This is a genomic window from Klebsiella sp. WP3-W18-ESBL-02 (assembly GCF_014168815.1).
GTDB classification, from domain to species: Bacteria; Pseudomonadota; Gammaproteobacteria; order Enterobacterales; family Enterobacteriaceae; genus Kluyvera; species Kluyvera ascorbata_B.
Window position 1 is genome coordinate 4,897,487 of the sequence record NZ_AP021972.1, and the last position, 22,162, is coordinate 4,919,648.

Consider the following 22,162-nt stretch of genomic DNA (forward strand, 5'->3'; position numbering starts at 1 on the left):
GGAGAAGGCGCAAAAGCAAGCGTTAAGCACCTGACTGCAACGTGATTTGTTTCACGCTATACTGCCGCCATCACTAAATAACGGGAAACAACAATGAACGACAGTGAATTCCATCGCCTTGCAGACACCCTGTGGCTGACCATCGAAGAGCGTCTGGACGACTGGGACGGCGACAGCGATATCGACTGCGAAATCAACGGCGGCGTGCTGACCATCAGCTTTGAAAACGGCAGCAAGATCATTATTAACCGTCAGGAGCCGCTGCACCAGGTGTGGTTAGCAACCAAGCAGGGCGGCTACCATTTTGACCTGAAGGGTGACGAATGGGTGTGCGATCGCAGCGGCGAAACGTTCTGGGACCTGCTGGAACAGGCGGCGACACAGCAGGCGGGCGAAGAGGTGAGCTTCCGCTAAGGTGGATTGCCGGATGGCGGTGTAAACACCTTATCCGGCCAACAAAAAGCACAAACCGAGTAGGCCGGATAAGGCGAAGACGCCATCCGGCATGACTCTCACGAGAAATACTGCTGTAACAGCGGGGCGTTATCGCTATCGTGGTTCGACGGCGGTGGCACAACCGCCTGACTGCGGAACGGAATCACCTGCGCGCGGCCGTCGACCTTCACAATCTGATAGAACTGCGGCAGGTTAAAGTTGATAAAGCTTGAGCCGTAGGTAAAGCGATCGTGCGACGACGAGTAGAAGCGGCTGACATCGCGCACCAACTCCTCTTTGCTGCCCTCGCAGTGGTGATACACCTCGGCACGGTTGCTTTCGTCGAGAATATAGATATTAAAGCCCTGGTCCTCACCCGACTCTTCAAAGAAGAACTGGATAATCCCTTCGCTGGCAAAACCGTCGACCACCGGCGGTAATTCCACATGGTTAGTCTCAACCTGTACCGACAGGCCGTGAAGCTTGTTGTGCGAAATGGCGCCGTAGAACTCGATGGCGTTTTCCAGCTTCTGCACCGACACGTTCAGACGTTCAAAGAACAGGCCCCAGGTCTGGCCGGAGACGCGCAGCGCTTTAAAACGCCCGGTTTCCTGACGGGTGCTGGAGAGGCGCAGTTCAATGCATTCAGACACCAGCTGCTGTACGCGAGTACGAATAAGACCGCGCAGATGCTGGCTGTAGCAGAACACTTCCACGCTATCCGGCGGCGCGGCGTCCTGGTGCATTTTGCCCAGAATGGTTTTCAGCGCTTCAATCATCGCCTGCTCGCCGTTGAAGTGCAGGGTACGCACTTCGTTCCACGAGTTGCGGTACAGCAGATCGACGCTGCCAACCAGGCATTTCTGGTCTTCGCCAAAGCTAAAGGTGTCGAGCTTACGGAAGTCGAAATGCACCACCTGATTGCGGAAGGCCGCCGTCGGGTCGTACTCGAGGTTGACGATAATCGCCAGATGGCGAATTTCGCACGGGCTGTACAACGCTTTCGGCGTTGGCGCCGGCAGGCGCAGCGGGAAGTGGTGCGACACGTCAGCAACCATTTCCTGCAGTTTCGCCAGATCAACAATACCGTTGCCCTTAATAAACAGGCGCGTACGCGAGGTCAACAGTCCGTTAAACCAGGCCCAGGCCACCAGCTTGTTGAGATAGCGGTTATATTCGAGCGGCTGATGGCTGACTATCGATTCCATGTTCGGCGCGCGGTTATAAAGATACCAGCCCGTACGGTTGGCGCGCCCCGGCGGCACATAGATAAAGGTCAGATTCGGCTCGGAAAGATCCGGGGAGATCTGTGGGTTCACCAGCGTCACTTTACCCGGCAGCGCTTCAAACGCGGCGTACAGTTTACGCGTCAGCACGCCGATATCCTGCGGGCTGGCGGAAACGCTGAGGTTGTTACGGCGCGCAAAGCGGATCAGATTACGGTAGCTCTGCATCATGGCATCGAGCAGCTCGTTGTGCGCTTCACGCACCTGATCGATTTTCCAGTTGGCGCGGTTGTCGAGCATCGCCAGGCGTTCTTCGCTCCAGCCCCACTCTTTCACCAATTGCCCAACCACCTCACGACGCCAGCCGACGCAGGCGCGCTCGCGGCTAAGCTTTTCGCACACTTTGAGGTAGAAGCAACGGCGGACGAGATCGAGACGGGTTTCGTCGTCGATCGCCTTCAGGTATTCGGTCACGCGCTCCAGCATCATGCAGTAGGCATCAAGACCGAAGGAGACGATCTCGCCGTCGTGCAGACGCTGCTTGATGTCTTTCGCCAGCAGGCGCGTATTGGGGTATTCCCAGGAGTAGGCTTCCAGCAGCAGGGTTTTCAGCACCGCTTTATACGGCGAGTCGATACTCTTATACAGCTGCCACAGGCTGGCACCAAAGTACTCTTCGGCAGAGAGCGAGCTCAATCCACCGAGGTCAAGCCATTCGTTCGGCGTCAACACGCCCTGGGCGTAGAGGGTCATCACATAGTCGTCGTAATGATCTTCTTCTTCGCACGGCACCATATTCCACAGAATACGCTTGCCCGCCAGGCGTACCGCCGTACGGTAGAATTCGTCGAGCAGTAAAATATGCTGCGTTGAACCGCAGTCTTCCCCACCCAGGCTGCCGCTCTCGTTATGGCGGAAGCGGTTTTCGTCGATCAGGAAGAAGCTGACTTCAACGCCCAGCGATGCCGCCCAGCTTTCCAGCAGGCTGCATTTGCGCTGTAACAATTGGCGTTCGTCATTATCGAGCCACGATTGGTGGCAGACCCAGATGTCGAGGTCGGAGGAACAGCTCTGGCCGACGGACGAGGTACTGCCCATCGAGTACACGCCGGTAATCGGCAGTTCGCCTTTCGCGGTGGTCTGCGGCGGCATACCGCGATGCAGTTCGAGCTCGTCAAGATAATGGCGTTGGGTTTCATCAGGCGTGTAGAGGCAGATGCCCTTGGGAACGTTACCGTCAAGGTAACCCGGCATCAGCGGATGATGATAATGTAGTAATGTCGGCAGCAGACTGTATACCTGCTGGAAAGCAGGGCCCATGGCAGCAAGCGCGCGATCCACACGCAGTTGATTGATGGCATCCAGTCTCTGTTTCAGTGTCTCAATATAGAGGTACAAGACATATCGCCTGATGTTCAAAGCCCCGGTGCATCTTAGATGGGTACCGATACGGAGGCTTTAATATTTCAACAAGAAGAACCGTTACCGTTTTTGTCCGCCGTTGTGATTATCGAATTCTGGACAAAAAATGGTTTAAAACGTGATCAATTTAACACCTTGCCGGTTGACCGTAAAGAATGTTGCACTACAACCAGTGTAGCATTGAATGCTGCTGTAAACCCCGGCATACGATCAAGACAGTGCCAGTAATAAACGGTAAACACAACCCCGTTTATGCACCTCTTCATTTATGCGGAAGGCACGTTTCCTGCATCGCGAATTGTTCAGGGTATGAATCCCTGAAAACTAACATCATTAAGGCAACAATGTTAGGATGAACAACGGACGATAGATGACGGTAACAAGCATGTTAGACAAAGTTTTGAGAATTGCCACACGCCAAAGCCCGCTCGCGCTCTGGCAAGCGCACTATGTAAAAGAACGCCTGGAGGCCTGCCATCCTGGGCTAACGGTGACGCTCGTGCCAATGGTGACCCGCGGCGATATTATCCTTGATACCCCGCTGGCGAAGGTGGGCGGTAAAGGACTTTTTGTCAAAGAGCTTGAGCTCGCCCTGCTTGAAAACCGCGCCGATATTGCCGTGCATTCGATGAAAGACGTTCCGGTCGAGTTCCCTGAAGGGCTTGGCCTGGTCACCATCTGTGAGCGTGACGACCCCCGCGATGCCTTTGTCTCTAACCATTACGCCTGCATGGACGATCTCCCGGCAGGCAGCATTGTCGGCACCTCCAGCCTGCGCCGCCAGTGCCAGCTCGCACGGCGTCGCCCGGACCTGGTTATTCGCTCGCTGCGCGGTAACGTGGGCACGCGCCTGAGTAAACTCGATAACGGCGACTACGATGCCATTATCCTCGCTGTCGCCGGCCTGAAACGCCTTGCTCTCGAGTCACGTATTCGCCAGCCAATGTCGCCGGAAGAATCATTACCGGCGGTTGGCCAGGGCGCCGTCGGTATCGAATGCCGCCTCGACGACGCCGAAACCCGCGCGCTGCTCGCGCCCCTGAACCACACAGAAACGGCCGTGCGCGTCTGCGCCGAGCGCGCCATGAACACCCGACTGGAAGGCGGCTGTCAGGTACCTATCGGCAGCTATGCCGAACTGCTTGACGGCGAGCTGTGGCTACGTGCGCTGGTCGGTGCGCCCGACGGCAGCCAGATGGTATGCGGTGAACGTCGCGGTAAACCCGAAGACGCCGAGCGGATGGGCATTGAGCTGGCCGACGAACTGCTCAATAACGGCGCGCGCGCCATCCTTGCCGCCGTCTACGACGGAGACACCGCCGAATGACCATTCTGGTGACCCGTCCCTCCCCGCAAAGTGAAGAGCTCGTGAGCCGTTTGCGCGCGCTGGGGCGAGTTGCCTGGAGCTTCCCGCTGATTGAGTTTACTCCCGGTCGCGAGCTGAACCAGCTCGGCCAGGCGCTCGGCGCGCTCAGCAACGGAGATCTCGCGTTCGTGCTCTCACAGCATGCGGTGAGTTTCGCCCATGCGCATCTGCAGCAGCAGCGTCTTAGCTGGCCCACCGCGCCACGCTATTTTGCGATTGGTCGCACCACCGCGCTGGCCCTGCATCAGGCTAGCGGCATTGACGTACGCTACCCTTTAGATCGGGAAATCAGCGAAGTGTTGCTACAATTACCTGAATTACAAAATATTGCCGGGAAGAAAGCGCTGATTCTTCGCGGCAATGGCGGCCGGGAGCTGTTAGCCGAAACGCTGACCGCCCGCGGCGCCGACGTCACCTTATGTGAATGTTATCAGCGCAGCGCCATTCACTATGACGGCGCGGAAGAAGCCATGCGCTGGCAGTCGCGGGAAGTCTCGACCCTCGTGGTGACCAGCGGCGAAATGCTGCAACAACTTTGGTCGCTGATTCCCCTCTGGTACCGGGAGAGCTGGTTGCTCAAGTGCCGGTTACTGGTGGTGAGTGAGCGCATTGCAAAACTGGCCCGGGAAATGGGCTGGCAGGATATTCAGGTTGCCGATAGCGCAGACAACGATGCGCTGCTGCGCGCATTACAATAACTCTCAAAATTGGAAGCCATAATGACGGAACAAAAAGAAAACTCCGCCGTGGTTGAAGAGTCCGAAGACGTCGTGACCACCACGCCGCAGCCCGAGACTCGTAAGCCAGAAAATGCTGAGAAGAAAAATACCGGCGGGAAAACCAGTCTGGTGCTGAGCGCCGTTGCCATTGCCATCGCGCTGGCTGCCGGCGTCGGCCTGTACGGCTGGGGCAAACAGCAGGCCGTCAATCAATCCACCGCCAGCGATACGCTCGCCAATCAGCTTATCGCCCTGCAAAAAACGCAGGACGCGCAAAAAGAGGCGCTGGAAACCACCCTTAAACAGCAGGCCACGCAGCTGGAAGAGGCAAAAGCCCAGCAGAGCGCGATGGCCAAACAGCTGGATGAAGTGCAGCAAAAAGTGGCCGCCATCTCCGGCACCGATTCAAAAACCTGGCTACTGGCCCAGGCCGATTTCCTCGTGAAGCTGGCCGGGCGTAAGCTGTGGAGCGACCAGGACGTGACCACCGCCGCTGCGCTGCTGAAAAGCGCTGATGCCAGCCTGGCGGACATGAACGATCCCAGCCTGATTACCGCGCGCCGCGCCATCACTGAAGACATCGCCAGCCTTTCGGCCGTTTCACAGGTCGACTTCGATGGCATTATTCTGAAAGTGAACCAGCTGGCAAACCAGGTCGATAATCTGCGCCTTGCGGACAACAATACCGACGACTCCCCGATGGACAGCGATGACAGCGAGCTGTCGGCGTCGCTGAGCGAATGGCGCGTCAATCTGCAAAAAAGCTGGCAGAACTTTATGGACAGCTTTATTACCATTCGCCGCCGCGATGAAACCGCCGTCCCGCTGCTGGCGCCAAACCAGGATATCTATCTGCGCGAAAATATCCGCGCGCAGCTGCTGGCCGCCGCGCAGGCGGTACCGCGCCATCAGCAAGAAACCTACAAGCAGGCGCTGGATAACGTCTCCACCTGGGTACGCGCGTACTACGATACCGAAGACGCGGCGACGAAAACCTTCCTGAGCGAGATAGACCAGCTCAGCCAGCAGAGCATCGCGATGGACGTACCGGAAACGCTGCAAAGCCAGCCGATTCTGGAAAAACTGATGCAGACCCGCGTGCGTAATCTGATGGCGCAGCCCGCCGTCGAGCAGCCGTCGGCAGAGCCACCTGCCGCCGCCCAGGCCGCGCCCGTGCCGCCCACCCCTGCCGCACCGCAAGGAGAGTAATCGATGCTTAAAGTTCTTTTGCTCTTTGCGCTGCTGATCGCCGGCGTGGTGATAGGCCCGATGATCGCAGGCCACCAGGGCTACGTGCTGATTCAGACCGATAACTACAATATTGAAACCAGCGTTACCGGTCTGGTTATCATCATGATTCTGATGATGGTCGTGCTGTTCGCCATAGAGTGGATTTTACGCCGCATCTTCCGCACCAGCGCCCACACCCGCGGCTGGTTCGTTGGCCGTAAACGCCGTCGGGCGCGTAAACAAACGGAACAAGCCCTGCTGAAGCTGGCGGAAGGCGACTATCAGCAGGTTGAAAAGCTGATGTCGAAAAATGCCGATCACGCTGAGCAACCGGTGGTGAACTACCTGCTGGCGGCCGAAGCTGCGCAGCAGCGTGGTGATGAAGCCCGTGCGAACCAACATCTGCAGCGCGCCGCTGAAAACGCCGGTAATGACCTGATTCCCGTGGAAATTACCCGCGTACGCTTGCAGCTGGCGCGCCATGAAACCCACGCCGCACGCCACGGCATTGATAAGCTGCTGGAGGTCGCGCCGCGCCATCCGGAAGTGCTGCGTCTGGCCGAGCAGGCCTATATTGAAACCGGCGCGTGGAGTTCGCTGTTGGATATCATCCCATCGATGGCAAAAGCCAACGTCGGAGATGACGCCCACCGTGCGGCGCTGGAGCAGCAGGCGTGGATTGGCCTGATGGATCAAGCCCGCGCCGATGGCGGCAGCGAAGGGTTACGCGAGTGGTGGAAAAATCAGAGCCGTAAAACCCGTCATCAGGTTGCCCTGCAGGTGGCCATGGCGGATCATCTGATTGAGTGTGACGATCATGACACCGCCCAGCAGATCATCATCGATGGGCTGAAACGTCAATATGACGATCGTCTGGTGATGCTGATCCCGCGTCTGCGCACCAATAATCCGGAGCAGATGGAAAAACTGCTGCGCCAGCAGATCAAAACCGTGGGCGACCGCCCACTGCTGTGGAGTACGCTGGGGCAATCGCTGATGAAGCACGGCGAATGGCAAGAAGCGAGCCTGGCCTTCCGCGCCGCGCTCAAACAGCGCCCTGACGCCTTCGACTATGCATGGCTTGCCGATACGCTCGACCGCTTGAAGCAGCCGGAAGAAGCCGCCGCCATGCGCCGCGACGGTCTGATGCTGACGCTGCAAAACAATCCGCCGGCGTAACGCTTACCTATCTCAAAAGGGGCCATCTGGCCCCTTTTTTTTCGACCGATTTGCCTTTTGCCATAAAAAAACGCCTGCTCTTTTGGGAGCAGGCGTTAAACAGGTTTAATTCGACAACTAATGGGTGCTTCACTCAACGTTATGTCCATGGTGTCTGATGAGGCATACGCGACATCTGTCAGTGGACGATAAGCACCGTCAATGGCTCTGCGTCATTCCTGAGTTTATGAGGCACAAGGCGAACATAAGAGATGGAATGAGCATCTACGCGGCGCATTATGTCACAGGATCTTCGGCGATGACACCTTCCGTTACAGAAAAATGAACGTTTTTTTTCGCCGTCGCGGCATATAAATAGCGCACATAAATACGTCGCCTTCATTATTTTTATCTAATGAATACATATCTCGCCAATAATAAAAAGCATAGATAAAGAACGCGGGGAAACACGAAGCATGTCTTAGCATGATATTTGAATAGGGGGGCCATCGTTTTCCCGGCAACGACTCTCCAGGGGCGCCATCACGGCACTATTGGCTTTCACACGGCCAGGGAAAACTCGTCTGAAAGATAATATGAAACCTATGCCGCTGGCACAAAATAAAGGCACACAGCAAAGAATGGGTGATAAGACAAAAAAGTGAGACGCCTGACGTTATTGTATTTACCAGGAATGATGTCGACAGAACGTTTATTGCGGCAGAAAGTGCATGAGATAGCAGAAAACAAAAAACCCCGCCGAAGCGGGGTTCAAAATTGGTCGGCGAGAGAGGATTCGAACCTCCGACCCACTGGTCCCAAACCAGTTGCGCTACCAAGCTGCGCTACTCGCCGAAATACTGCTTTTTGAATTTTTAGTTCAATTCGTTAAAGTCGTGGTGCGAGGGGGGGGACTCGAACCCCCACATCCAAAGGACACTAACACCTGAAGCTAGCGCGTCTACCAATTCCGCCACCTTCGCAAATTCACAACTCTATCAAATAATGGGGTGGCTAATGGGATTCGAACCCACGACAACTGGAATCACAATCCAGGGCTCTACCAACTGAGCTATAGCCACCACTGCAAATCTTTTACGCGGTTATAAAAACCACCGCAGCTCCAGCACCGGGTAAATGGTGCGCCCGACAGGATTCGAACCTGAGACCTCTGCCTCCGGAGGGCAGCGCTCTATCCAGCTGAGCTACGGGCGCTTAGCGCCGTTGCGGGGTCGGATAATACGGACTTCCTACCCCGCTGTCTAGTGCCTTTTTAAAGAAAATTATCGTTTGCTCATGGTTTGTGCGTTTTGTTGCTTATTTCTGCAATTTTTGCACGTCAACGCCCTTGCCCATACCAAAAACCTTATAAACCACGGTAACGATGGCCAAAAACAGCGCGCCCACAAACAGCGACATACGGGTATCGTCATTGAAGCCCATGCCGATCAGCACGCAAATCAGGAACGCCATGGTCAAATAGTTGGCCCACGGGAACATAATCGAGCGGAACGGGTGGCTGGCAATCGCCGCCTTGTGCGCACGACGGAAGCGCAGCTGGCTAATCAGAATCACAAACCACGGCACCATCCCCGGCAGCACGCTGGCGCTATACACGTACACGAAGACGCGCTGCGGATTCGGAATGACGTAGTTCAGACAGGAGCCAATCAGCAGAACCACAATGGATACGCTCACCCCGGCCGCCGGTACGCCGCTTTTGCTGACTTTCGCCATCGCCGCCGGCAGCTGACGGTTTTTCGCCAGCGCATAGAGCATACGCCCGCAGCTGTACATCCCGCTGTTACAGCCGGACAGCGCGGCCGTCAGCACCACAAAGTTGATGATACCGGCCGCAGCGGTGATACCAATTTTGGCAAAGGTCAGCACGAACGGGCTGCCGTTAGTGCCAATTTCATTCCATGGGAAGATGGTAACGATAACGAAAATCGCACCCACGTAAAAAATCAGGATACGCCACAGCACTTTGCCAACCGCACTGCGCAGCGTCACCTGCGGGTTCTTCGCTTCACCGGCGGTCATGCCGATAAGCTCCACGCCCTGGTATGACGCCACCACGATGCACAGCGCCGTCAGGAAGCCCTTCCAGCCGCCCGCAAAGAAGCCTCCGTGTTCGGTCAGGTTGCTGAAACCAATTGAGTGGCCGCCGTTGCCGAAGCCAAAGAAAATGACGCCGAGGCCAATCACGATCATGACGATGATGGTGGTCACCTTGATCATCGCGAACCAGAACTCGATTTCACCGTACAGGCGCACCGCGGCCAGGTTCGCCAGCGCCACCAGCCCCACGGCAATGAGCGCCGGGATCCACTGCGCCATTTCCGGGAACCAGAACTGGACGTACACCCCAATGGCGGTAATTTCCGAGATCCCCACCGCCATCCACATAAACCAGTATGACCAGGCGGTAAGATAACCAAAGAACGGGCTCATATAACGGTGCGCATAAACGGCGAACGAGCCGGTTACCGGCTCAATGAACAGCATTTCGCCCATCGACCGCATAATGAAGAAGACAAAAACCCCCGCCAGAATATAGGCCAGCAGCACCGACGGTCCGGCCCACTTCAGGGTGCTTGCCGAGCCCATAAACAGGCCCACGCCGATGGTGCCGCCAAGGGCAATCAATTCGATATGACGGGCTTCCAGACCGCGCTGGAGCTCCGGTTTCTTCTCTGCCATAAATCCTCTTGTGTTTGCATGTGTCCGGTCGATGCCGGTTTTATTTTTATAAAAAAAGATGTCTTTCGGATGCGGACGTATCAGTAAAAATACGGATACATCGTCAGGGCATGGGAATGGTTTAACAAATTCGATTAAATGGCAAATATAAATGAGGGATAAAGTATCGGGCTTGTGAATGTATTACGCAGAAAATACGCAATACATTCACGGTAACGCGCAGAAAATTCAGAGATTATTGGTGTAATGCCAGCGTAAGTAGCGCAGCAGCCGCAGCTGACGCTTGATGCGGCTTGGCTGAGACAGCAGGCGGTACAGCCACTCCAGCCCCAGGTTCTGCCACACCTTCGGCGCACGCTTCACGTGGCCGGTAAAAACGTCATAGGTGCCGCCAACGCCCATATAAAGCGCGTCCGGATGCACCTGACGGCAGTCGCGCATCAGAAGCTCCTGCTTAGGAGACCCCATTGCCACGGTCACGATCTTCGCCCCGCTGTCGCGAATACGCGCAAACAGCGCCTGGCGCTGGTCGGCGGTAAAGTAGCCGTCCTGCGTCCCGACCAAATTCACGTTCCACTGCTGTCGTAGTTTTTGCGCCGTTTCGGCCAGCACGTCCGGCTTGCCGCCGACTAAAAATACCGGCGTGCCTTCCGCTCCCGCGCGTGCCATCAGTGCTTCCCACAGGTCGGCGCCCGCCACGCGCGACACGTTGGCCTGCGCATATTTCTTGCGGATTGAACGCACCACGGAAATACCGTCGGCATACTTAAACTCGGCGGCGTTAATCAGCGCCCGTACTTCAGGGTTATCTTCCAGCGTCAGGATCTTCTCGGCATTAATCGCCACCAGCGTTCCTTGCTTCAGGGTACCGCCCGCATACAGATAGTCCAGCGCGTGCTGCATATTGCGCCAGCCGATCAGGTTTATCCCACGCACGGCGTAGGTCGGTGCGGTCTGTGATTCAGCCATCTTATGCTTCTCCAACGTGCGAAGGGCGTCTTAACCGCTGATGAATCAGCCCCGCGCGCTCAAACAACCAGTACAACAGTTTTGCCACCAGCAAACAGAATCCAAAAATCACCATAAAGAAAACGACGCGAGAACCGAAGGCATCCAGGCCTTCACGCGCCAGCACAATCATGTTGAAGATCGCGCCGAAGCAAAAGCTGTGCAAAATAGCCGACTTATAGCGGTTGTTTTCCCGATTGCCGAGCATATAAAGCCAGTCGAACCACTTGATTATCAGCCCTACCGCCACGGCGCCCAGTGGGACAAACCACATGCCGCCCATCACCACCAGCGAACCAATCAGCGTGGGGGAAATCGCCAGCCCGGAGTGGTTGTTAAGAACCTCCCACGTAAAGTAGTTCGCCGTGTTCAGCACAATGCTCGGACGCGACGGCCACAGCCAGCTGGGAATGAACACATAGAAGTCGCGCACCATCGGTGCCAGCCCCTGAAAATCGATTTTGTCGTAGTTTTGCAGCAGCAGTGCCAGGTTTTCCCACGGCGAGAAGGTATCGCGCGTCAGGTAGAGGAAGGTATAAAACGCTTCATCGCCGCTCACGTTCATACCGTAGCGCTTCAGCGCCAGCCAGAACATGCCGACAATACCCATTACCCCGGCCGCCGCCAGCATCCACAGTGAAATCCAGCCGCGAATGATGCCGATAAACAGGAAGATGGCAAAAGCGATAATAATATTTGCCCGCGTACCACCGACAATGGCGTAGGTCAGCAGCCCGAAGGCGACGGTAGCAATCAGGAAGCCAATCCACCGCTTCCAGCTGGGCTTGAGGAAATAGACCACCAGCATCGCCGGAATAAAGAAGTAAAAGAAACGTTTAAGCGCGACGCCGGACACCTCGCTGGAAAAAATCTGGCTGTACGAATGCAGCTTAAACAGCAGGAAGCCGTTATGCAGGAAGAAAGTGCCGACGGTGAACAGCGCGATCCCCATCAGCAGCACCCAGGTAATATGCGTCTCAACGCGGTTCATCGTGAACAGCGGGCGACGCGGCACCTGTGAATGGGCAGAGCGCAGCCGGGTTTTGTAGGTGACGTAATACACCGCGTAGAAACACACGGAGATCAGCAGCGTTTGCAACAGCACATCGGGTGGTGAAACGCCCACGCCGAAACGGAACACCAGCGTACAGGTCAGCGGGAAGCCGAAGAAAAAGGTCAGCAGGAACAACAACGAAAAAAAGACGTTGAAGTTAAAGCGCACGCGGCGGAACTCAAACCAGGTCAACGTGCCGATAAACAGCGTCGACAGCAGCCAGACGACAAACAGCCCGGTAAACTGCATTTCGCTCATACCGCTTCCCCCGCCGCCAGTTGCAGCGCCCGATGCCACGGCGCCAGATAATTCGGTTTGAAAAAGGCAATCGCATTTTTATCCACCAGCGACAGCTGACGCTGGGCTTCGCGCACCACCGGTACGGTCAGCGCGTCGTCGGTAAACAGCACCGGGATATTTTGCTCGGCCATATCCAGCCAGAACGGATTCTGCCGGTTCAGCACGCAGGGGATCCCCGCCTGAATCAGCAGACACAGCGTGCCGATGCCCTGCTGGCGCGCAAAAATAAAATAGCCCAGATCGCAGCGGCGTAACAGCGCAAGGTAGGCATCAAATTCCAGCTTTTCGCGCAGAATCTGTACATTTTCCTGACTAAACAATGCCTGAGCGGCGCTGTCTACTTCAGCAATATAGACGTCGTTATTCGCCGGGTAGCCCATCGGCACAATGACGTTAACCGTATCGCCAAACTGCTGATGCACGGCCTTCAGGGCGGCAATGTGTTCATTGCTGCGATCGCCAGAGTTGCCCACCAGAATGGTCAGCTTACCTTCTCGCGACGTAGGATCGGCCAGCGCATTGAGCGTCGGGTCCATACGCGTCGGGAAATAGAGCCGTTCACCGGGCACCTGCGGATGCATATTGCCGAAATAGCTCAGATCGCCGCAGGTAGCAAACACGCGCCCTACGCGCCCTTGCGCCATGCGCCGCAGCGGATAAAACAGGCGGAACTTCAGGCCGCGGGAGACTTCATAAAGATCGGCCCCCCAGATATGCCAGCTCACCTGCGACGGCTTCAGGCCCCCGCTCAACAGCGCCAGCCAGATGCCAGTATTAAACTGCCCGTGGAAGAAAAACCGCTGCTGGCGATTGGCTTTCGCCTTCGTCACCACGGCTTTCGCCAGCGCCGATTTATCGGCGTAGCGTTCAATCATCAGCGAAGGAAATGCGGCCGCCAGGCCGTCGTCCTTGCTCACCACCATAAACTGACGGGCGTGCGCGGGCTCTGCGGCCAGCTCATCGGCAAAAAACCGCAGCACCGTCTGGTTGTGATGAGGGATATCCGATCCCAGGACATGTATCAGTTCGGTCATTGCCGTTTACGCCAAATTAAAAATACGCTGCAACACAGCGTGAAATAAACAATATAGGTCGCCATGTAAGCCTGTGCCGCCCCCAGCGCGCCGTGTACCGGAATCAACCACTGGGAAAACGCCGTCAGCAGCGCAAATTGGCTCAGCTCGGCCAGAATGTAGAAACGCAGCGATGCCTTCGCGATGACTAAATAACCAAAAACGTAAGCGCCTACTTTCAATACATCGCCCACCAGCTGCCACGCGAACAGGTCACGCATGGCAACAAACTTCGACGAGAACAGCAGCCAGATGGCAAAATCACGCAGCAGCCAGACGGTCAGGCTCGCGGCAGCCACGGCGGGCAGGACAAATTTCAGCGATCGGCCGATTTCCCGCGAGATTTCTGCTTTGGCCGTCAGGCGCGACAGCGTCGGCAGCAGATAAACGCTGAATGAGGCGGTAATAAACTGCAAATAGGCATCTGAGATACTGCTGACGCCCTGCCAGATACCGACTTCATCCCAGCTGTAGTGCGCTGCCATCAGGTTTCGCATCATCACGTAGGCCACCGGCATGGTGACCGACGTCATCAGCGCCATCAGGGTAAACTTACCCAACTGACTGGCCAGCGCGGTGTCCCACTGTGGCTTAAGATAGCCCCACGGGATGGCACGGCGTCGGGTCAGCATGATCGCCGCCGGAATGACAATCAGCGCCGGCACCAGCGCCAGCCCCAACAGCGCGCCCTGATAGCCGCCAAGCCGATAGCAGGCATAGTACGCCACCACGCCAATCAGGCTGCCGGCAATCAGCGACAGCGCATTACCGGCCGCATCGCGAAAGCCTTTCATCAGCGCCAGCAGCAGGTTCGCCCAGGCGATCCCCATCTGCACCAGCGCCACCAGACGCACCAGCCCCTGATAGTCCGCATGGCCGAAAAGGCCGCGGCTTATCGGCGCGGCCGCCAGCAGAAAAATCACGGCCAGCAGCGTGGAGAAAGCCAGCACCATCGCCGAGGAGGTACCCACGACCTGACGCAAACGCGTCGGCTCGTCGTGATGCTGGGCGACCAGTTTCGTCACCCCGTTGAAAATACCCGCTCCGGCGAGCACGCCAAGCACGGTCACCAATTGGCGGAAGTTACCCGCCTGACCCACGCCCGAAGGGCCAAACGATACCGCCAGCAGCTTGACTACCAGCAGGCCAACGCCAATTTTGACCAGCGTGGACGCGGCGGTCCACATCGAAGCTTTTGCCAACGACATATCAGGCGAAATAGCTCAGTAGCGTATTGATAACCGTGCGCTGATCGACCGGCGACAGGTTGTAGAACAGCGGTAAGCGTAGTAACCGCTCACTTTCTTTCGTGGTGTAGCGATCTTCGCCGTGGAACTCACCGAATTTCTCGCCCGCCGGGCAGGAGTGCAGCGGAATGTAGTGGAACACTGCCAGAATCTCCGCCTCCTTCAGCCAGTTAATCAGCGCACCGCGATCTTCAACATCGCGCAGCTTGATGTAAAACATGTGCGCGTTATGGCCACACTCCTGCGGCACAACCGGCAGGTCAATACGCCCGGCGTGTGCCAGCGGCAGCAGCGCGTCGTAGTAGCGCTGCCAAAGGGAGAGACGCTGTTTGTTGATACGGTCTGCGGCTTCCAGCTGCGCCCACAGATAGGCGGCCTGCAAGTCAGACATCAGATAGCTGGAACCGATATCGCGCCAGGTGTATTTGTCCACCAGCCCACGGAAAAACTGGCTACGGTTAGTGCCCTTCTCACGAATGATTTCCGCCCGTTCAACCAGTGCGCGATCGTTAATCAGCGTCGCGCCGCCTTCACCGCCCGCGGTGTAGTTTTTGGTTTCGTGGAAGCTAAAGCAGCCAATATGGCCAATGGAACCCAGCGCGCGACCTTTGTAGGTCGACATCACGCCCTGCGCGGCATCTTCAACGACGAACAGATTGTACTTCTTCGCCAGCGCCATGATGGTGTCCATTTCACAGGCCACGCCCGCGTAGTGCACCGGCACAATGGCGCGCGTTTTGTCGGTGATCGCCGCTTCAATCAGCGTCTCATCGATGTTCATCGTCTCTTTATGCACATCCACGAACACAATCTTCGCCCCGCGCAGCACGAAGGCGTTGGCGGTAGAGACGAAGGTGTAGCTCGGCATAATCACTTCATCGCCCGGTTGGATATCCAGCAGGATTGCTGCCATCTCCAGCGACGCAGTGCAGGACGGCGTCAGCAGGACTTTGGCGCTACCGAAGCGCTGCTCCATCCACTGCTGGCAGCGGCGGGTAAAGCCGCCATCGCCGCACAGTTTGCCGCTGCCCATCGCGGATTGCATGTAATCGAGTTCAGTACCCACAACCGGTGGGGCGTTAAATGGAATCATGGTGTCACCTGTATAGCCAGTACGCGGTGCTAACCACGTTAGCGCCGCTGTGAATATAGCGTTGAAGTGCTGCGGTATTGCCGGCCTGCGTGGCCACCCGAAGCGTCGTCAGGCCGCGAGTATACGCCCAGCGTATTGCGGCCTGCATCAATTCTGCGCCCGCGCCGCGCCCGGCCAGCAGGCCGATTCTCGCGTCGCAGGCGTTTAATTCTCGTAGGGAAACGAAGGCGCAGATAGCACCCTGTTCATCGCGAAACACCAGACACTGATTATCAAAGGTGCCTTTGACCGCATTTTCTATCCACTGCGCGTAGAAACGGCCGCTGGCGTCGGCGGCGTACCACGGCGCACGAAAGCGGCTTAACGCAAACGCCTGTGCCGCCAGCGCCCGTAATTCCGGGATATCCGACTCGCTGGCCACCTGCGCCTGCGGGCAGGTCACCGGCGTGACGGGCAGCGCCAAATCGACTTCACCTTCCACCAGTTGAAAGCCCAGTGCCTGCAGCGCATCCAGCTGCGCCACCTGGTGCGCGGCAATTTTGGCCTGCACGCGCGACCAGCCCGCCAGCCGTTCGGCAGTCAGCGACGGCGCGTCATCGGCAAAGCGGACAATGGCGCTGTTGACGCCGAAAAACTGATTTTCCCACACAAGGGGGTCAATATTGGCGCGGACGGGCACGGAGCAGCTCCAGCAGGTATTGGCCATAACCGGTTTTCGCCAGCCCGGCGGCGGCGCGTTTTACGCCTTCATCGTCGAGCCAGCCGTTGCGCCAGGCGATCTCTTCCAGGCAGGCAATTTTAAAACCCTGCCGCTTTTCGACCGTCTGTACGAACATACTCGCTTCAATCAGGCTGTCGTGCGTGCCGGTATCCAGCCAGGCAAAACCACGGCCCAGCAGTTCCACGGTCAGCTTGCCGTCATCCAGATACATCTGGTTAATCGAGGTGATCTCGAGTTCACCGCGCTCAGAAGGCTTCACGCGTTTGGCGTACTCCACCACGTTGCTATCGTAGAAATAGAGCCCGGTCACCGCCCAGTTTGATTTCGGCTGCTTCGGTTTCTCTTCCAGCGACAGTGCCTGAAAGTTATCGTCAAACTCCACCACGCCAAAACGTTCCGGGTCCATGACCTGGTAGCCAAACACCGTCGCGCCTTCGCTGCGCGCTGCCACGTTACGCAGCTTCGGACTGAAGCCCTGGCCGAAAAAGATATTATCGCCAAGCACCAGGCAAGACGGCTCGCCGTTCAGGAAGGTTTCGCCAATGATAAACGCCTGCGCCAGACCGTCGGGGCTTGGTTGTTCAGCATACTGTAACGAAATGCCAAACTCGCTCCCGTCGCCCAGCAGGCGCTGGAAGTAGCTCTTATCTTCCGGCGTGGTGATGATCAGAATCTCACGAATACCCGCCAGCATCAGCACCGACAGCGGGTAGTAAATCATGGGCTTATCGTAAATCGGCAGCAGCTGTTTCGACACGCCGCGGGTGATCGGATGCAGGCGCGTGCCTGAGCCGCCGGCAAGAATAATGCCTTTCATTGCTTGTCCTCCTTGGGGAGATTAGCCCTTCAGACCTAAACGCTCGCCCTGGTAGCTGCCGTCCAGTACCTGCTGCCACCAGCTTTCATTAGCGAGATACCACTGCACCGTTTTACGCATGCCGCTTTCAAACGTCTCTTCCGGCATCCAGCCCAGTTCGCGGGCGATTTTCGCCGCATCGATGGCGTAGCGTAAATCGTGGCCGGGACGATCGGCGACAAAGGTAATCAGGTCATGGTAATGCGCAATACCCTGCGGCTTGTTCGGCACCAGCTCTTCCAGCAGCGTGCAGATGGTCTCGACCACCTCAATATTTTTACGCTCGTTGTGACCGCCGATATTGTAGGTTTCACCGATGCCGCCTTCGGTGGCGACAAGGTAAAGCGCGCGCGCGTGATCGTCGACGTACAGCCAGTCGCGAATCTGCTGTCCGTTGCCGTACACCGGCAGCGGCTTGCCGGCCAGCGCATTAAGAATCGTCAGCGGGATCAGTTTTTCCGGGAAGTGATACGGGCCGTAGTTATTTGAGCAGTTGGTAATCAGCGTCGGCAGGCCGTAGGTACGCAGCCAGGCGCGCACCAGATGGTCACTGCTGGCTTTTGATGCGGAGTAAGGGCTGCTAGGCGCATACGGCGTGGTTTCGGTAAAGAAATCATCCGTTGAATGCAGATCGCCATACACTTCATCGGTGGAAATATGGTGGAAACGGAACGCCGACTTGCCCGCGTCATCCAACGTCGACCACCAGCCACGTGCGGCTTCCAGCAGCGTGTAGGTGCCGACAATATTGGTTTCAATAAACGCCGCCGGGCCATCGATAGACCGATCGACGTGGCTCTCCGCCGCCAGGTGCATCACGACGTCCGGGCGGTAGTGCGCAAAAATACGGTCCAGCGCCGGGCGATCGCAGATATCAACCTGTTCAAAGGCAAAGCGCGCATCCTGCGCCACCGGTGCCAACGAGGCCAGATTGCCAGCATAGGTGAGCTTATCCACCACCACCACGCTGTCCGACGTCTGGCTAATGATATGGCGAACGACTGCGGAGCCAATAAAGCCCGCGCCGCCGGTAACCAGAATCCGTTTCAACGCCAGACTCCTTTCGTATCAACGATGTACTGCTGGGTAATCGCTTCGCTACCGATCGCTTTAAACTGGGTATGGTCAACCAGCATGACGATCACGTCGGCGCTGGCCAGCGCGCGTTCTAGCGATACCAGCGAGCACAGTCCCTCGAGCTTTTTCGGCAGTTGATGAATATTCGGCTCCACCACCAGCGTTTCGCCGCTGTGCCACTGGGCGATCAGCTCGGCGATCTCCATGGCCGGGCTCTCGCGCAGATCGTCAATATTGGGTTTAAAGGCCAGCCCGAAGCAGGCAATTTTCAATTCGCTGGCGCGTTTGTCGCTGGCGGCCAGGCAGTCGGCGACGTTGGCTTTGACCTTGTCGATAACCCAAAACGGCTTGTGATCGTTCACTTCGCGCGCGGTGCGGATCAGGCGCGCCTGGTCCGGGTTCTGCGCCACGATAAACCAGGGGTCGACGGCGATACAGTGGCCGCCCACGCCCGGGCCCGGCTGGAGGATATTGACGCGCGGGTGGCGGTTAGCAAGGCGAATCAATTCCCAGACGTTAATCCCCTGATCGGCGCAAATCAGCGACAGTTCGTTAGCAAAAGCGATGTTAACGTCGCGGAAGCTGTTTTCCGTCAGTTTGCACATCTCGGCGGTGCGGGCGTTGGTCACCACGCATTCACCTTCAAGGAAAATGTTATACAACTCGCTGGCGCGCGCGGAACACACCGGCGTCATCCCGCCGATCACGCGGTCATTTTTAATCAGTTCGACCATCACCTGACCCGGCAGCACGCGCTCCGGACAATAGGCGATGTTGATATCCGCCTGCTCGCCCACCTGCTGTGGGAAAGTCAGGTCAGGGCGCATGTCAGCCAGCCAACCGGCCATCTGCTCGGTTGCGCCTACCGGAGAGGTCGACTCGAGAATAACCAGCGCCCCTTTTTTCAGCACCGGCGCAATGGAGCGCGCGGCGGCCTCCACGTAAACCATATCCGGCTCGTGGTCGCCTTTAAACGGCGTCGGCACGGCAATCAGGTAAGCATCGGCGGCTTCTGGTACGGTGGTCGCACGCAAATATCCGTCGGCCACCGCCGTTTTAACGACCCTGTCGAGATCGGGTTCGACAATATGAATTTCACCGCGGTTGATGGTGTCCACCGCGTGCTGATTAATGTCTACGCCCACCACCTGTTTTTGCCGCGAGGCAAAGGCTGCCGCAGTAGGGAGGCCGATATAGCCCAGACCGATCACCGAGAGGATTGAAAAACTCATAGCGTTACCTGATTATTTTTTAATGCAGCTAAAATACGTTCGCATGCCCGGCCATCCCCGTAGGGGTTATGGGCCCGGCTCATCCTTTGATATTCTTCATCATCGCGCAGCAGGCGCGTGACTTCGTCCACAATGCGTTGGCTATCCGTGCCCACCAGGCGCACCGTACCGGCATCAATCGCCTCCGGCCGTTCGGTGGTTTCGCGCATTACCAGTACCGGCTTGCCCAACGACGGGGCTTCCTCCTGAATACCGCCAGAGTCGGTCAGAATGAGCCAGGCGTGATTCATCAGCCAGACGAACGGCAGATAGTCCTGCGGTTCGATCAGTATCACATTATCAATATGGCCCAGAATGCGGTTCACCGGTTCACTGACGTTCGGGTTCAGGTGTACCGGATAAACAATCTGCACGTCCGGGTTCGACGCCGCGACTTCAGCCAGCGCGTGACAGATTTGTTCAAAGCCCTGGCCAAAGCTTTCGCGGCGATGGCCGGTAACCAGAATCATCTTTTTGCCATTGTTCAGGAACGGGTAGCGCTGCTCGAGATCGGCGCGCAGCGCCTCGTCGCCCATCACCCGATCGCGCACCCAGAACAGGGCATCAATCACCGTATTGCCGGTGACGAAAATACGCGTGTCCGACAGATTCTCTCGCAGCAGGTTCTGGCGCGAGTTTTCAGTTGGCGCAAAGTGATACATCGCCAGATGCCCGGTAAGCGTACGGTTGGCTTCTTCCGGCCACGGCGAGTAAAGATCGCCGGTGCGCAGGCCCGCTTCCACATGACCAACGGGAATACGCTGATAAAAGGCCGCCAGGCTAGCGGCGGCCGTGGTCGTCGTGTCACCGTGCACTAACACGACGTCCGGCTTAAAGGATTCCAGAACCGGCTTTAACCCCTGCAGAATACGACAGGTTATTTCGGTCAAACCCTGTCCTGGACTCATGATGTTGAGGTCATAGTCCGGAACGATGGAGAAGAGGTGTAGCACCTGATCAAGCATTTCCCTATGCTGTGCGGTGACGCATACTTTTGCCTCAAAATGAGGATCCTTTGCTAGCGCATGGACCAGAGGCGCCATTTTGATCGCCTCCGGACGTGTGCCAAATACAGTCAGAACTTTCACATCGATTCTCTTCTATAGATGAACCAGGCCCATCGCCCTTCATCATTGATGGGTATTTACTACGTGCGACGACGCGCCAATGCCACCCCGGCACCCACCAATGCGCCGACGATGCCCCACATGACCATCAGGAATACGCGCCGCGGACTGGTACGTTTCACCGGCTCCTCAGGCGTACGCAAATACCGGTAAGTCTGGAAACTTTTCGACAGCGTCGGCCCTACGTTGAGGGTCGTCAGCATTGCCCGGCCCTGATCGTAATCGAGGTCAAACGTCGGCCCCACGGCCTGCAGGTTTTCCAGACGCGCCTGCAGCATTGGACGACCCAGTAAAGAGAGCTCGGAATCCGGTAACTCATCGGCCGGAACGTCCGTCACGCTGCGGTTAATATTGTGCTGCTGCGCAATTTTCAGCGCCGCTTCAATGCTATGCAGACGGCGGTTGAAAATCGCCTGGGCGACCTCTTCCTGACGCTTCACCTGCGCTTTCACTTGAATCGTTCTCGCAGCCCAGGCGCCGTTGAGTTCATCATTCAGATGCCCTGCTGCACGTTCGCTGGCAAACGCGATGTACTGGCGCAGCAGGTTATTGGCATCTGCGGCGGTTTCCGCCGTCAGCTTAATGCTGTCGCTCACGCTCTTTTGTGCATCGCCGGGAGTAAACTGAATATCGTTAATCAGGTCATCCAGCTGCGCCGCATCGGCGCGGGAATTCCCCACCATCCGCTGTTTGTAATAGTCGGTCTGCGACCAGAAGTCACGGCGGGTGTCCCAGGAGGCCAGCTGCATGATGAACTCTTTGTAGACTTCATCCATCACCGAAGGCGGCGTCGCGGTCATCGGGTTGACCTTCGCGTCCAGATTGCGCAGGAACTGCTGCTGAGAATAGTAGCCACCCAGCATATTGACCGTTGGCCGATCGGTGATCGCCGTGGTGCTCCATTCCTGCCGGGCAAAAAAGGTATAAATCAGCACCACGGCGGCAAACAGCACCGCAAGGCCGACAATCCAATGTTTCCCCGACCACAACGCGCGAAACAGGCCACGAATATCCAGTTCATTCTCCGCACTTGCTGACTGTGCTTCCGGTAATGGTTGTGTCATTACTACCCCAGT

The 22,162-nt window shown here is 57.0% G+C and carries 18 protein-coding genes and 4 tRNA genes; 5 read left to right on the forward strand and 17 right to left on the reverse strand.

Annotation, left to right across the window (positions count from 1 at the left end; all coding sequences use genetic code 11):
- Positions 1–93 precede the first annotated feature (93 nt).
- Entirely contained in the window at positions 94–414 is a 321-nt protein-coding gene (cyaY, locus tag H7R56_RS23465; protein WP_106929852.1) for an iron donor protein CyaY, read from the forward strand.
- Positions 415–512: 98 nt separating this feature from the next.
- Here cyaY and cyaA read toward each other — a convergent pair whose 3' ends face one another.
- Entirely contained in the window at positions 513–3,059 is a 2,547-nt protein-coding gene (cyaA, locus tag H7R56_RS23470) for a class I adenylate cyclase (protein ID WP_106929850.1), read from the reverse strand.
- Positions 3,060–3,468: 409 nt separating this feature from the next.
- Between cyaA and hemC the strand changes: the two genes are divergently transcribed.
- Genes hemC through hemY form a run of 4 tightly spaced genes read left to right on the forward strand, consistent with a single transcriptional unit; the run spans position 3,469 to position 7,577 of the window.
- Complete coding sequence (hemC, locus tag H7R56_RS23475; protein ID WP_106929848.1) at positions 3,469–4,410, forward strand: hydroxymethylbilane synthase; 942 nt, start codon at positions 3,469–3,471, stop codon at positions 4,408–4,410.
- Entirely contained in the window at positions 4,407–5,147 is a 741-nt protein-coding gene (gene hemD / locus H7R56_RS23480) for a uroporphyrinogen-III synthase (protein ID WP_106929846.1), read from the forward strand. The genes hemC and hemD overlap by 4 nt, the downstream gene beginning before the upstream one ends.
- A 21-nt stretch (positions 5,148–5,168) precedes the next feature.
- On the forward strand, positions 5,169–6,377 hold the full coding sequence (gene hemX / locus H7R56_RS23485; RefSeq protein ID WP_106929844.1) for a uroporphyrinogen-III C-methyltransferase: 1,209 nt from the start codon (positions 5,169–5,171) through the stop codon (positions 6,375–6,377).
- A gap of 3 nt (positions 6,378–6,380) precedes the next feature.
- A complete protein-coding gene (hemY, locus tag H7R56_RS23490) occupies positions 6,381–7,577 on the forward strand; it encodes a protoheme IX biogenesis protein HemY (RefSeq protein WP_106929842.1) in 1,197 nt (398 codons plus the stop codon).
- 757 nt (positions 7,578–8,334) lie between these two features.
- On the opposite strand, the gene H7R56_RS23495 is transcribed toward hemY, so the two are convergent.
- From H7R56_RS23495 to wzzE, 16 genes are all read right to left on the reverse strand, one after another.
- Positions 8,335–8,411, reverse strand: a tRNA-Pro gene (locus tag H7R56_RS23495).
- A 42-nt stretch (positions 8,412–8,453) separates the two neighbouring features.
- A tRNA-Leu gene (locus H7R56_RS23500) sits at positions 8,454–8,539 on the reverse strand.
- Between the two features lie 23 nt (positions 8,540–8,562).
- A tRNA-His gene (locus tag H7R56_RS23505) sits at positions 8,563–8,638 on the reverse strand.
- Between the two features lie 56 nt (positions 8,639–8,694).
- Positions 8,695–8,771: transfer RNA gene (locus H7R56_RS23510), tRNA-Arg, on the reverse strand.
- Between the two features lie 102 nt (positions 8,772–8,873).
- Complete coding sequence (gene thrP, locus H7R56_RS23515; RefSeq protein WP_106929840.1) at positions 8,874–10,259, reverse strand: bifunctional threonine/serine APC transporter ThrP; 1,386 nt, start codon at positions 10,257–10,259, stop codon at positions 8,874–8,876.
- Between the two features lie 228 nt (positions 10,260–10,487).
- Positions 10,488–11,228 (reverse strand): lipopolysaccharide N-acetylmannosaminouronosyltransferase, encoded by a 741-nt coding sequence (gene wecG / locus H7R56_RS23520; RefSeq protein ID WP_106929838.1) that lies wholly within the window; start codon positions 11,226–11,228, stop codon positions 10,488–10,490.
- Between the two features lies 1 nt (position 11,229).
- Positions 11,230–12,579, reverse strand: a complete 1,350-nt coding sequence (gene wzyE, locus H7R56_RS23525) for an ECA oligosaccharide polymerase (RefSeq protein WP_106929836.1) — start codon at positions 12,577–12,579, stop codon at positions 11,230–11,232.
- Positions 12,576–13,655, reverse strand: coding sequence for a TDP-N-acetylfucosamine:lipid II N-acetylfucosaminyltransferase (locus tag H7R56_RS23530; protein ID WP_106929834.1), 1,080 nt, complete (start codon positions 13,653–13,655; stop codon positions 12,576–12,578). The genes wzyE and H7R56_RS23530 overlap by 4 nt, the downstream gene beginning before the upstream one ends.
- Positions 13,652–14,902, reverse strand: coding sequence for a lipid III flippase WzxE (gene wzxE, locus H7R56_RS23535; RefSeq protein ID WP_106929831.1), 1,251 nt, complete (start codon positions 14,900–14,902; stop codon positions 13,652–13,654). The genes H7R56_RS23530 and wzxE overlap by 4 nt, the downstream gene beginning before the upstream one ends.
- 1 nt (position 14,903) lies before the next feature.
- Positions 14,904–16,034: a dTDP-4-amino-4,6-dideoxygalactose transaminase gene (gene rffA / locus H7R56_RS23540; protein ID WP_106929829.1), complete on the reverse strand. Its 1,131-nt coding sequence runs from the start codon at positions 16,032–16,034 to the stop codon at positions 14,904–14,906.
- 4 nt (positions 16,035–16,038) lie between these two features.
- Positions 16,039–16,713 carry a dTDP-4-amino-4,6-dideoxy-D-galactose acyltransferase gene (gene rffC, locus H7R56_RS23545; protein ID WP_106929827.1) on the reverse strand — a complete coding sequence of 225 codons (675 nt, stop codon included), beginning with the start codon at positions 16,711–16,713 and terminating at the stop codon, positions 16,039–16,041.
- On the reverse strand, positions 16,691–17,572 hold the full coding sequence (rfbA, locus tag H7R56_RS23550; RefSeq protein WP_106929825.1) for a glucose-1-phosphate thymidylyltransferase RfbA: 882 nt from the start codon (positions 17,570–17,572) through the stop codon (positions 16,691–16,693). The genes rffC and rfbA overlap by 23 nt, the downstream gene beginning before the upstream one ends.
- 21 nt (positions 17,573–17,593) lie before the next feature.
- Positions 17,594–18,661, reverse strand: coding sequence for a dTDP-glucose 4,6-dehydratase (gene rffG, locus H7R56_RS23555; RefSeq protein ID WP_106929823.1), 1,068 nt, complete (start codon positions 18,659–18,661; stop codon positions 17,594–17,596).
- Positions 18,658–19,920 (reverse strand): UDP-N-acetyl-D-mannosamine dehydrogenase, encoded by a 1,263-nt coding sequence (wecC, locus tag H7R56_RS23560; protein WP_106929821.1) that lies wholly within the window; start codon positions 19,918–19,920, stop codon positions 18,658–18,660. The genes rffG and wecC overlap by 4 nt, the downstream gene beginning before the upstream one ends.
- Positions 19,917–21,047: a non-hydrolyzing UDP-N-acetylglucosamine 2-epimerase gene (gene wecB / locus H7R56_RS23565; RefSeq protein WP_106929819.1), complete on the reverse strand. Its 1,131-nt coding sequence runs from the start codon at positions 21,045–21,047 to the stop codon at positions 19,917–19,919. The genes wecC and wecB overlap by 4 nt, the downstream gene beginning before the upstream one ends.
- Positions 21,048–21,106: 59 nt before the next feature.
- Positions 21,107–22,150, reverse strand: a complete 1,044-nt coding sequence (wzzE, locus tag H7R56_RS23570) for an ECA polysaccharide chain length modulation protein (protein WP_106929817.1) — start codon at positions 22,148–22,150, stop codon at positions 21,107–21,109.
- Positions 22,151–22,162: the final 12 nt, after the last annotated feature.